Source organism: Komagataeibacter saccharivorans (assembly GCF_004348195.1).
Classification (GTDB): domain Bacteria; phylum Pseudomonadota; class Alphaproteobacteria; order Acetobacterales; family Acetobacteraceae; genus Komagataeibacter; species Komagataeibacter saccharivorans.
Map to the genome: position 1 here is coordinate 2810062 of NZ_CP036404.1, position 12396 is coordinate 2822457.

The window sequence follows — 12396 nt, forward strand, 5'->3', positions numbered from 1 at the left end:
GGAACAGCCTGATGAGTGACGTTCTGCACGACGAAGCAGCCGAGAAGGTTGTGGAAATCCCCTCTCCCAAATCCGCGCTGGATGCTGCGGCGGTCAAGGCTGCGTACCGCCGCTGGGCCAGTGTGTACGATGCGCTGTTCGGCAGCGTTTCCGCCTTCGGGCGCAAGCGCGCGGTGGAGGCGGTCAACGCGCTGCCCGGTACGCAGGTGCTGGAAGTGGGCGTGGGCACCGGCCTTGCCCTGCCATATTATCGCGCGAACAAGCGGATCACGGGTATCGACCTGTCGGGTGACATGCTTGAGCGTGCGCGTCAGCGCGTGCGCCGCATGAAGCTTTCCAACGTGGAAAACCTGTTGGAAATGGATGCCGAGGCGACCCAGTTCGCCGATGGCACGTTCGATGTCGCGGTTGCGATGTTCGTGGCCTCCGTCGTGCCGCATCCGCGCGCGCTGCTGGCTGAACTCAAGCGCGTGGTCAAGCCGGGCGGGCATATCCTGTTCGTCAATCACTTCCTTGCGCAGGGCGGGGTCCGCCTTGCGGTGGAACGCGGCATGGCACGTGCTTCGCACTCGCTGGGCTGGCATCCGGATTTCGCCATTGAATCGCTGCTGCCGCCCGCCGACCTGCGCCGTGCGGTCCTGCAGCCGGTACCGCCCGCGGGCCTGTTCACGCTGGTCACGCTGGAGCGCGAAGCCGGGTCATGCGCCAGTCCGCTGGTGGCCTGATTTCCCGCTGAGCTCATCCACAGCCCTGTTCCTGTAGCAGGGCTGAAATGACATCTGCGCGACCACGGGAACGATCCACAGTATCGTTTTCGTGTATAAGTCGGGCTATATGATGAAATCATGGTAACGATTGGCCATGCCCAGACACCGGCGCATGGCAGCAGGGAGTGATCTGATGCCCACAGGCACACAGTTCGGGGCGGATGGCAGGCATGATTCCAGCCGGGCCGGGGACTACCGGACCGTCGGCATGCTTTATCTCGTCATGGCGATTGTGGCGGGCGTGGCCGGTGGGCTGATGGCTGTCGGCCTGCAGGCGGGCCTGCTGCCGCATTCCGTGCTGGCCGCATGGGCCGGTGGGGATGCAACTGCCGCCGTTGAGCGCATCGGTCGCCGCCATGGCATGATGATGGTGTTCTTCTGTGCCCTGCCTGCCCTGTTCGGCGGGTTCGGCAACTGGCTGGTGCCCCTGCTGCTGCGCGCACGCGCTCTTGCCTTTCCCCGTCTGGCGCTGGCCGGGTGGGGGCTGACGGCAGGCAGCTTCGTGGCTGTTCTGGCCGGTCTTTCCCCTGCCGTGCCCGCGCAGGTTTCGGTCATCGCCCTTATGGTCTGGTGTCTGGCCATGCTGTTTCAGGCCATCAACATGGTGGCGACGGTTCTGAACATGGGGCCGATGGGACAGCGCCTGCGGGATATGCCCATTTTCGTATGGGCACAGGGCCTTACGGCGCTGATGACGGTCATGGTCATGCCGGTTCTTGCTGGCGGCCTGACGCGGGTATGGCTTGATGGCGGCGATATGTCCGCGCGGATCGACGGGCTGCTGCATGTCTTCGCCGGGCCGGAAATCGCATTGCTGCTGCTGCCCTCGCTGGGGATCGTGTCGCAGGTGATCGAGACATTCTGTGCGAAGCCACTGCAGATGCCCCGTGTCGTGCTGGGGGCGCTGGTCGTGCTGTCCGTGGGCGGCAGTTCGGTCTGGGTTCATGACCTGCTGCATGGTGGGCTGGATCATATGGCGACTTCCGCACCCGTGGTGCAACTGGGGCTGATCGTGCTGCCGGTGCTGGCCGTTCTGGCCGCATGGGTGCAGACGGCACGTCTGGGCCACATGTGCGCCGCCGTGCCGATGGAATGGGCTGCAGGCTTCGTTGCCCTGCTGCTGGTCGGTTCCGTCATGTCCCTGCTGCCCGGCGGCATGGCCGATGTGCATGCGGCTACGCTGTATGCCGCCATGTTCGCGGTGTTCGCGGGTTTCTATTACTGGATTGGCAAGATGGTGGGCCATGTCGCCCCCCGCGGGGCCAGCAGGCTGCACTTCGGCCTGACGACGGCTGGCACCGTTCTGTCGCTGATGGCGTTTCATGGGGTGGCCGGTATGGTCGGTGCCGTGCTGATGGGGCTGTCCGTTCTGGTTTTCGCCGGGATCGTGGTGCAGGTGGCCCTTAGCCCCGCCCGGTCGCTGCCTGCCAATTACTGGGGGCCGGGTGCCCGCACGCCGGAATGGCAGGCACCGTCCCCCGCACATGGGGATGCCTGAACATGAGCGGCACCATCACGACGCCCGGCGCGGCGGATAGCGCCGCCGTTACATTTGATGCCTCACGTGTGGGCACGGAAGCACGGGACTGGTTCGTGCTGCTCAAGCCCCGTGTCATCTCGCTGGTGGTCTTTACCGGGGCGGCCGGTCTGGCCATGGCGCCGGGACCGCTCAACCCGCTGGTGGCGGCTGTCAGCATCCTGTGCATCTGCATGGCTTCCGGTGCCGCCGGGGCCATCAACATGTGGTACGACCGCGATATCGATGCGGTCATGAAGCGTACCGTTACCCGTCCCATACCCGATGGCCGCGTGGGGGCGGAAGCCGCGCTGGGTTATGGTGTCGGGCTGTCGGTTGCGTCCGTCATCCTGATGTGGTTTGCAACCAACGCGCTGGCCGCGGGTATCCTTGCGTTTTCCATCTTTTTCTACGCCGTGATCTATACGATGTGGCTCAAGCGTTCGACGCCGCAGAATATCGTGATCGGCGGGGCGGCAGGAGCATTCCCGCCCATGATCGGCTGGGCTGCGGCCACGGGGTCCATGGCGGTCATGCCGGTGGTGATGTTCGGCATCATCTTCCTGTGGACGCCGCCGCATTTCTGGTCGCTTTCGCTTTATGCCTGCAAGGATTACGGACGGGCAGGTATTCCCATGCTGCCGGTGGTGCGTGGTGCGCGGCATACGCGGTGGCAGATCCTGTGGTACACCTTCATCCTCATGGCGGTATCGCTGGTGCCTTCATTCACGCATCAGGCGGGCTGGCTGTACACGGTTGTCGCCAGTGTGCTGGGGTTGGGATTTATCCTGTGCGCCATCGGGGTGCTGCGTGACCGGCAGGACGCCAATGGCGTGAGCCTGACGGGTGATGGCCCGGCGCGCCGTTCCTTCCGTTATTCGCTGGCTTACCTGTTTTTTCTGTTTCTGGGCCTGCTGGCCGACCATGCCTTCATCGCCCACTGATCGGGCAGTTTTATCCATGCGGGAGTTCGGGCAGATGGATCAGGCAACAACGGTTCAGGTTACACCGCAGATGGAAGCGCAGGAGGCGGCGCGTCGGCACAAGGGGCGCATCCGGGCCGTAGCGGTTACGCTTTCGGCGCTGGCTGCGATCCTGTATGCGCTCAGCCTTGCGCACATCTAGGCGGGGCTGAACCAGAGGGGCATGATCCCGGCCCGATAGTTTATGGCCATAAGTACTCCTCGATCACGGTTTCAGTTTTACCGTCATCTGAGCCGATGCGTCCCCGTTCTTTTTTGCGGATGCGCGGTGCTGTCTTTTCCGTTCCATCAGGCAGCGGCTACGGACGGCGCAAATACTGCGTGTGGCAGGGTTGAGGCCGGGTATAGAACGGAGACCAGCGTAAAAGGTCCGGTTGGGGCCACTGCGCCTGTGATGGCCTGCATTGACGTCCTGCGCGGGCGGGATGACGGGCCACGTCGCCTGCGCATTTTCGTTGCGGGCAGGCAGGTTATCTCCAGCGATGATATTGCCAGAGGGCCATCCGATGGTGGCATTATGGGCGACCCGTTTCAGGGGGTTACCCTCAGTCATGGTTCTGTCGTGGTGAAGAATTATGGTGGCAGTGCGTGGCGCTGGAATGAAACTTGGCGCCTGACCATACGGCAGGGCCAATGGATCATTGCCGGGTGGGACGAGGAGTACTGGCATGCTGGCAGCGGTAATGACGGGTTGCATGTAAGCGTAAATGCCCTGACGGGCACCGTGCGTGAGGATGGAACGCCGTTCAATGACGATGCGGTAGAGCCACCGCCGCCTGCCATCCATAAAACCTGCCTGCTGCCCCGGCAATGGCGCACGCCATCCATCATGCAGGCAGCCGCCATAGGAACATCAAGCTGGGAGTGTGACGCCAGGCTGGGCACCAGGGCGAACTGACGTGATACGCCGGTTATGCCGCCATGGACGGTCTGGGGCGCGGATAATAAAAAAGGCCTGCATCGGGGGGATGCAGGCCGTTTTCCGTCAAACATGAAATGCGGGGATCAGCGGCCCGGTGTCTGCTGGATGGCGGACAGAAGCCAGCTTCCCGTTCCGGCCGAGCGCACGAACGTCCACAGTTCGGTAACGCTGACCCGGTTGGTCGGGTCGCCTTCGATCACACGGCCGGTCATGTCGGTGGTGATGTCGATCATCGAATACTGCATGGCGACCGTGGCGTAATCGAAGCCGTTTTCACGCCAGCTTTCCACCAGATCACCCCGGTCGAAACGTATGTCGGACACCACGTTGCGCGCGCCACGGCTGGCCAGATTGCTCAACTGGTTGTTGAAGTAGGACACCATTTCCGGTGTCGCCATGTGCTGCATGGCCCGCACATCCTGCTGGCTCCACGCCGTCTGGATGTTGATAAGGGCCTGCTGGAACGCCTGATAGTCAGCCGCCGTAATGGCCACGCCAACCGGCTGTCGTGCCCCCTGCGGCGCCATACCGGCGGGGGAGGGCGTGCCCATCGCTCCCGCACCGGTGCTGGCACCCATGCCGCCACTAAAGCGCCGGATGGCCCAGCGCACGATGAAGAAGACCAGCGCCAGTTGGATCAGCAGGCCAAGGAAGCCGCTGCCCCCCATGCCCGAACCGAACATGCCATGGCCGAACAGCATGCCAAACAGGCCAGCACCGACCAGACCGCCCATAAACCCGTTCATGAACGGATGGCGGGGACGTGCCATGGCCATGCCAGCACCCGCGCCGAAGGGAGCGCGCGCACCAAAGCCGGGCATCTGCTGGCGCGGGGTCATCGTCTGCTGGAAGGGTGTTGCGCCATAGGGCGCGGTCTGCGACGGCGCGGGCGCGCTGTAGGTGCGCGATCCACGGCTACCCATAGAGAAACCACCACCCGCACGGGCTTCCGCCGCGTGGGGATGAGCCAGCAGCGGCAGCACGGTCAGGGCCGTCACGGCGGCGAGAGCGATGCTTTTACGCGGCATCATGCGCGGGGAAATTGTCTTCATCTGGGTCAGGGTATCTGCAATCCTGTGTCGGAACCATCTTTATCCGTGCGGTCTCGTGAAACGGACCACGTGTTACAGATATAAGTAAGCCCGCGCCCCGGTAACAGGGGGCGCGGGCTCGCAGCAACATGAAATCATGGAAAGGAAACGATTACGCCCCGGCAATCATCATGTCGTCGATACGGATGGTGGGGGCATTGGTGGACTGGCGGAATGTCAGGTCATTGGCCGGAACCAGCCGCATGAACATGTCATTGAGGTTCCCCGCGACCGTCAGTTCGGCCACCGGTTCGGCCAGCACGCCGTTACGGATCATGAACCCTGCGGCGCCACGGCTGTAATCGCCGGTAATGCCGTTGATGGCGGACCCCATCATCTCGGTTATGTAAATGCCTTCGGTGATGTCGGCCATCAGTTCGGTGGGTGTCATGCTGCCCGGCTGCATGTACATGTTGCCAAGGCTGGGTGCAGGCGGCCCCGATGTGCCCCGGCTGGCGCAGCCATTGGGCTTCAGCCCGAGCTGGCGGGCGGATCGTGAATCCAGCGCCCATGTCTTCAGCACGCCATCTTCCACCAGTGTCCGCGTTGCGGTCAGCATGCCTTCCCCATCGAAGGGACGGGCGCCGGGGCCACGTACGCGACGGGGATCGTCGATGATGGTGATGCCAGCGGGCATGATCCGGCTGTCCATCTTTTCCTTCAGGAAGGAAGTGCCACGCGCAATGGAAATGCCGTTGATCGCGCCCGACAGGTGCCCCAGCATGCTGGTGGAAACGCGCGGGTCCAGCACGATGGGCATGCGGCCCGTACGTGGCCGGACCGGGTTCAGGCGTGCGACCGTCCGCTCACCCGCGCGGCGACCGACAAGGGCGGCATCTTCAAGGTCGGACAGATGGACGGCAGCGTGATAATCGTAATCGCGCTCCATCTTCGTGCCGCTGCCCGCCACGGTGCTGACGGAGACGGAATGGCTGGTGCGGGCATAGCGACCCGAAAAACCGGCCGATGTCATGAGGATGATGTCCGACAGTCCGAAACTTGCGGATGCACCGTTGCTGTTGGAAACGCCTTCCACCGCCAGGGCCGATTCCTCCGCCACGCGGGCGCGGGTGATCAGATCGCCGGTCGCGGGTTCGGTGGGGTCGAACAGATCCAGCCCCGCCGCATCGACAAAGCGATGCTCGGCTTCGGCGCACAGACCGGCAAAACGGTCTTCCGGCACGACGCGGGCCATGGCCACCGCGCGTTCGGCCAGTGCGTCGAACCGCGCGGGATCAAGTGCTGTGGCCGAGACGATGGCCGCGCGCTGGCCCACGAAAACCCGCAGGCCCAGATCACACGTTTCGGAACGTTCAAGGTCTTCGGTGCGGCCATTGCGCACCTGTGCGCCATGGGCGGTGCGGCTGACGTAAATCGCATCCGCCGCATCGGCGCCCGCGCCCTTTGCACGGGTGATGAGGGTTGCGATCTGGTCGATGGGATTGGAACTCATGCCGCCAGTGCCCCCGTAATGCTGTCGAGCGAGGGCAGGTGTCTGACCGGCCCCAGCGATGTAAGCGTGGGCCGGCCGCTGAAGATGCGGGTGGCGACGCGCTGCACGTCCTCGATGGTGACGGCGTCCACCCGGCGCACGGTTTCGGCGGTCGGGATCAGCCGGTCGAAGATCTGGAGCTGGCGGGCAAGCTGTTCACACCGGCTGCCCGTGCTTTCCAGCGACATCAGCAGCGATGACTTGAGCTGCGCCCGCGCGCGCGCCAGTTCCGCCATGGTAACGGTGTGGCGCACCTTGGTCAGTTCATCCAGCGTGACGGGGATGAGGTCGGCGACCTGCGTTTCCCCCGTTCCGGCATAAATGCCGAACAGCCCGCCCTGACGGAACGGCGCGTTGAAGGAATAGACGGAATAGACCAGTCCGCGCTTTTCGCGGATTTCCTGAAACAGGCGCGACGACATGCCCCCACCCAGCAGCGTGGACAGCAGCAGGGCCGGGTAATAGTCCGGGTCGCCATAGGGCATGGACGGAAAGCCCAGCACGATATGGGCCTGATCCAGTTCGCGTTCCTGCGTGAACTCTCCGCCCACGTAACGCACGGGCGGCTGGGGCGGCACGATGCCGGTCGGCAGGTCACGGAAATGCTGCTGCACCAGATCGACCACGCGGGCATGTTCAAGGTTGCCCGCCGCCGCGATGATGGTGTTGCCCGCCGTGTAATGGGTGTTCATGTAGTTGACCAGCGTTGCGCGCGACATGGTCTGGATACCCGCTTCCGTGCCCAGCGTGGGGCGGCCCATCGGCTGGTCGGGGAAGGCGGTTTCCTGAAAATGGTCAAACACGATATCGTCGGGCGTGTCGTTCGCCTGTCCGATTTCCTGCAGGATCACCCCGCGTTCGCGCTCCAGCTCCTCGGGGGCGAGGCTGCTGTGGGTCAGGATATCGCCGATGATATCCGCGCCCAGATCAAGGTTTTCCTTCAGGAGCTTGACGTAATAGGCGGTGTGCTCGCGCGCGGTGTAGGCGTTGATGTGGCCGCCCACATTCTCGATTTCCTCCGCGATTCCGGCGGCGGTGCGGGTGCCGGTTCCCTTGAAGGCCATATGTTCGAGAAAGTGGGAAACGCCGTTTTCCTGCGCGGTTTCATTGCAGGTGCCCGCGGCGACATACGCCCCGAGGGACACGGTCTCCACCCGTTCCATCCGTTCGGTCACGATGGTCAGGCCGGAGTCCAGTCGGGTCACATTGATCAGGTCGGTCATGCTGGTCCTGCGGGCCGCATGGCGCATGTTCGCGCCCGTGCCGCCCCTTGTTGGCGTAAGGGAATGGAGGAAGGAAGCGTCAGCCCGCGTTGGTCATCACGGCGGCGCGCACCCTGTCCTCGATCATGTTCAGATCCGCCGGAACCACGCTGTAGCGCTCGGGGCGGTCATACAGATCGGCCAATGCGGCGGGCAGGGCGGGGCGGATGCCGGTTGCCTGCGCCATCGCATCGGGGAACTTGGCGGGATGCGCGGTCGCCATGGCCACCATGGGAATGCCCGGTTCGCGGAAGGCGCGGCCCGCGGCGATGCCGATGGCGGTATGCGGGTCGGCCAGATAATGGCTGCGATTGTTCAGCGTGCGGATTTCCGCCAGCGTCGCGGCGTCATCCAGCGATACCCCGTGGAACAGCGCATGGGCGCGGTCCCATACGGGGTCTGCCACCTTCATCACGCCGGTCTTGCGGAACTCGGTCATGATCCTTGCGCAGGCCGTCGCATCCCGGTCGAGCAGTTCGAACAGCAGGCGTTCGAAATTGGAAGATACCTGAATATCCATGGAAGGCGACAGGCTGGGCACCACGCCGTGGATGCTCATGTCGTTTTCATTCAGGAAGCGCGACAGGATGTCGTTGCGGTTCGATCCCACGCACAGCGCGCGGATGGGCAGCCCCATGCGGCGCGCGACCCATGCGGCCAGCACGTTGCCGAAATTGCCGGTGGGCACCGCGAACGAAACTTCCCGGTCCGGCGCGCCCATCGCCAGGGCCGCATAGACGTAATAGGGCACCTGTGCCGCAATGCGCGCCCAGTTGATGGAATTGACCGCCGACAGGCGCATGTCGGTGCGGAAGGGCAAATCGGCGAACATGGCCTTGACCATGTCCTGACAGTCATCGAACGTACCCTGTACCGCAAGGTTGGTCACGTTGGGTTCCCGCACGGTGGTCATCTGCCGGCGCTGCACTTCCGACGTGCGGCCTTCGGGGTGCAGGATCACCACGCGCAGCCGTTCACGCCCACGACAGGCTTCGATCGCCGCCGACCCGGTATCGCCCGATGTCGCGCCGACGATGGTGACGGTTTCATTCCGCTCGGTCAGTACATGGTCGAACAGGCGGCCAAGCAACTGCATGGCCATGTCCTTGAACGCGAGCGTCGGGCCGTGGAACAGTTCCTGCACGAACAGCCCGTCTTCCACCTGCGTCAGCGGCACGATCGCCGGATGGTCGAATCGGGCGTAGGCCTCGCGGCACAGCTTCAGCAGCACATCATGCGTGATCGACCCTTCGGCAAAGGGGGCGATGATGCGGGCCGCCAGTTCGGGATAGGGCAGGGCGCGCAGTTCGCGCCACTGGGCTACCGAAAGCTCGGGCCAGCTTTCCGGCAGGTACAGGCCACCGTCCTCTGCCAGCCCCGCCAGCAGAACAGACGAAAAATCGCGGACGGGGGCAGTCCCCCGGGTAGAAATATAGCGCATCCTCCTATCATAATCCCAACCGTCCCCCGCGCGAAGGGGGCGCATGCGGCCCCCGGCGCAATTCCGCGCGTGGTGTGTCAGAATTTGGGCGGTGGCAGCGCGCCGATATTGATGCGGTAGATATGAACGGGCCACTGGATGGCGTTATGCCCGCCATTGAACGGCGCGGTAAGGTCGATCTGGCCCGTGGGGATGTAAAGCTGCCCGTCGCGCGTGGCGAAGGAGCCACCGGGCCAGTGCAGGCGGCTGTCTGTTACGATTTTCTGGTAAACCCGGTCGGGCATCAGCCGGAAGATGCTGTTGGTCGATACATCATTGAAATACAGCGTACCGTCGGGCGCCAGCGTGATGCCGCCCAGCGCCGGGGTCTTGTACCACAGCGTAGGCCCTTCTTCCAGTTCGATGGGGGTTACGGTCGGATCGATCAGCAGGTCGGTATCCAGCTTGTAGACCGGACCGCATAGCGGTTCGAAATACAGCCACTGCCCGTCGGGGCTTATGGCCATCTGGCTTATGTTGACAATGGCGGTATGGCCCGTCGCATTGGTCAGTACGCGACCATTGACGGTAATGGGCTGGCCCGCCGTGAGGGATGAGGTGTGCTGCATAAGCCGCCGCTGCCGGTTGGTGTCCAGCCGGATCACGATCATGGCCGGAACGCCCGAATCCCCGATGAAGGCATGCCCGCGCCCCACACGCATGGTGGCGGGATGGCTGCCATCATGCAGCATGGACGGGTCGATGGCCCATGTCTGCGCGACCTGGCCGGTATGGGCGTCGATTTTTACGATCTTGGGGCCATCCGCCACAGGCGGCCGGGTGGGGTCGGGCTGTCCACTATCCAGCACCCATAACGTGCCGTCTGCCTCCATCTGGATGTCCGTAGGTGCCACCAGACGTCTGACCGCCGGTGTGGCGGAGTCGTTCCATGCGTCGTCAGGGTAGGGATGGGGCGTGCCGCTGGCGTCCAGCACCGCGAGGCCCGGTCCGGTATTTCCTGCCCAGCGGGGCAGTTCCACCAGCAACCGGCCATCGGGCAGCACGGCCACGCGGTCCCATGCGCTGGTGGTGGAGGACGCCACCTCTTCCAGCGCCGCGGGCGGGTTGAGCGGCGGCGCGGGCTTGGCGGCATGGGCGGCCTGCATGGTGCCCAGCATGGCGGTGCCGCAGGCCAGAAGGAAGCCCGCATGGCGCAGGCGGCGGATGATGGGGGAGGAGTTCGCGTACATCGCGCGGTATCTCGTCACGAACCGCCGTGAATGGCAAGGGCATGATGCAGCATGTCCGCCCTTCACCGATGCGGTGGCAAAGGGCGGCGGCTTTTTCAGGCTTACGCGCAGTAACGCTGGCGCAGGTGACGCAGGTAAGGCCCGGTATTGGGGGCGGCCCCCGTCGCGTCGCGTACGATATCAATGGTCGAGGCCCCGCTGCCACGGGCATGGATGCGTGGCCGCAGCCAGCCAAGCAGGGGGGAGAAATCGCCCCTGCCGATGGCGGCCATCATGTCAGGCGTGTCCCGCTCGGCGGCTTCACGCAACTGGGCCGCGATGATCGCGCCCAGCGTGTAGGTGGGGAAATACCCCCATGAACCCGATGGCCAGTGAATGTCCTGCAGGCAGCCCAGCCGGTCTTCGGTCACGGTCAGGCCAAGCAGGTCATGGATGCGGGCATTGAAGGCGTCCGGCAGGTCGGACAGCTTCATCGTGCCAGCGATCAGCGCGGTTTCCATCTCGTACCGGACGAGGATATGGGCCGGATATGTGATTTCATCGGCATCCACCCGGATGAACCCGGGGCGCACGCGGGTCATGAGGCGGTGCAGGTTGGCGGCGTCCCACGCCCCGTCATCCGCCGTGCCATCAAACGCCGCGCGCAGGCGCGGGGCCATCCAGTCCATGAAGGGGCGCGAGCGGCATATCTGCATTTCCATCAGCAGGGACTGGCTTTCATGCAGGCTCATGCCCCGCGCCTCGCCGACCGGCTGTGCGCGCCATGCCCGGGGCAGTCCCTGTTCATACAGGGCGTGGCCGGTTTCATGCACGATACCCATCAGGGCGTTCAGGCAGTCGTCTTCCACGTAACGGGTGGTGATGCGCACATCGTCCTCCGCCCCGCCACAGAAGGGGTGCAGGCTGACATCAAGCCGCCCGCGCTGCATGTCGAATCCCATGGCCGTCATGGTTTCCGTTCCCAGCTTTTCCTGTGCCCCCACCCCGAACGGACCGGAGGGCGCGTGCGGCGGTGGCAGGCTGTCCTGATGTGCGAGCGCGGATGCAATCAGGTCCGGCAGCTCGCGCGCCAGTTCGGCAAAGACCGGGTCGATATCGGCCTGCCGCGTGCCCGCGTCATACTGGTCCAGCAGCGCATCATAGGGGCTGAGGCCAAGGGCTTCGGCCTTTGCCGCCGCGATTTCGCGCGTGCAGGACAGCACCGCCTGCAGTTGCGGCAGCAGGGAGGCGAAATCGCTGTTCTGGCGGGCGGTGCGCCATGCCATCTCGCAGCGTGACGCGGCGCGGGACGCGGCTTCCACCAGTTCACCGGGCACGGCGGCCGCATGGGCGTGCTGGCGGCGCATTTCATGCAGGTTGGCCCGCGCCATGGCGTCGGCCGGGGGCTGCGCGCGATCCAGCAGTTCGGCCATGTCCGGCGCGGTCATGAGTTCGTGCGACAGGACGGCAAGGGTTGCGATGCTTTCGGCGCGGCTGTCGCTCGCGCCCACCGGCATCATCGTATCCTTGTCCCAGCCCAGAATGCCCAGCGCATTGCGGATCTGTCCCATACGGGCGAAGCGCTGTCGCAATGTGTCATAGGCCTGCTGACCGGCATGGCTGGACTGGATATTCATGTGGGGTCCTGACTGAATCTTAATGGTCTGTCCCGTATGGACTGGTGCGTGAACTGTGCGGGAGCGCGCCGCGCCAT

General features: G+C 64.4%; 11 protein-coding genes. 5 read left to right on the top strand and 6 right to left on the bottom strand.

The window, feature by feature from the left end:
- Positions 1-11: 11 nt before the first annotated feature.
- The 5 genes from KSAC_RS12950 (at position 12) to KSAC_RS12965 (ending at position 4164) form a co-directional block, all read left to right on the top strand.
- On the top strand, positions 12-725 hold the full coding sequence (locus tag KSAC_RS12950; protein WP_102324555.1) for a class I SAM-dependent methyltransferase: 714 nt from the start codon (positions 12-14) through the stop codon (positions 723-725).
- A 175-nt stretch (positions 726-900) separates the two neighbouring features.
- The gene (locus KSAC_RS12955) at positions 901-2265 is read left to right on the top strand and encodes a cbb3-type cytochrome c oxidase subunit I (protein WP_207918698.1); all 1365 of its coding nucleotides are present in this window, start codon (positions 901-903) and stop codon (positions 2263-2265) included.
- 2 nt (positions 2266-2267) lie between these two features.
- On the top strand, positions 2268-3227 hold the full coding sequence (locus KSAC_RS12960; protein WP_102324822.1) for a heme o synthase: 960 nt from the start codon (positions 2268-2270) through the stop codon (positions 3225-3227).
- A 34-nt stretch (positions 3228-3261) separates the two neighbouring features.
- Complete coding sequence (locus KSAC_RS17345; RefSeq protein ID WP_162900365.1) at positions 3262-3408, top strand: hypothetical protein; 147 nt, start codon at positions 3262-3264, stop codon at positions 3406-3408.
- A gap of 252 nt (positions 3409-3660) precedes the next feature.
- Positions 3661-4164 carry a hypothetical protein gene (locus KSAC_RS12965; protein WP_132305732.1) on the top strand — a complete coding sequence of 168 codons (504 nt, stop codon included), beginning with the start codon at positions 3661-3663 and terminating at the stop codon, positions 4162-4164.
- Positions 4165-4271: 107 nt separating this feature from the next.
- Here KSAC_RS12965 and KSAC_RS12970 read toward each other — a convergent pair whose 3' ends face one another.
- The 6 genes from KSAC_RS12970 to KSAC_RS12995 all read right to left on the bottom strand — a co-directional run bounded on the left by KSAC_RS12970 (position 4272) and on the right by KSAC_RS12995 (position 12319).
- Complete coding sequence (locus tag KSAC_RS12970; protein ID WP_132305734.1) at positions 4272-5240, bottom strand: Tim44 domain-containing protein; 969 nt, start codon at positions 5238-5240, stop codon at positions 4272-4274.
- Positions 5241-5391: 151 nt separating this feature from the next.
- Positions 5392-6732: a TldD/PmbA family protein gene (locus KSAC_RS12975; RefSeq protein ID WP_132305736.1), complete on the bottom strand. Its 1341-nt coding sequence runs from the start codon at positions 6730-6732 to the stop codon at positions 5392-5394.
- Entirely contained in the window at positions 6729-7994 is a 1266-nt protein-coding gene (locus KSAC_RS12980; protein ID WP_118962425.1) for a M16 family metallopeptidase, read from the bottom strand. Before KSAC_RS12980 ends, KSAC_RS12975 begins: the two co-directional genes overlap by 4 nt.
- 79 nt (positions 7995-8073) lie before the next feature.
- Positions 8074-9474 carry a threonine synthase gene (gene thrC, locus KSAC_RS12985; RefSeq protein WP_132305738.1) on the bottom strand — a complete coding sequence of 467 codons (1401 nt, stop codon included), beginning with the start codon at positions 9472-9474 and terminating at the stop codon, positions 8074-8076.
- Positions 9475-9551: 77 nt separating this feature from the next.
- Positions 9552-10703, bottom strand: a complete 1152-nt coding sequence (locus KSAC_RS12990; RefSeq protein ID WP_132305740.1) for an L-dopachrome tautomerase-related protein — start codon at positions 10701-10703, stop codon at positions 9552-9554.
- 101 nt (positions 10704-10804) lie between these two features.
- The gene (locus KSAC_RS12995; protein ID WP_132305742.1) at positions 10805-12319 is read right to left on the bottom strand and encodes a carboxypeptidase M32; all 1515 of its coding nucleotides are present in this window, start codon (positions 12317-12319) and stop codon (positions 10805-10807) included.
- Positions 12320-12396: the final 77 nt, after the last annotated feature.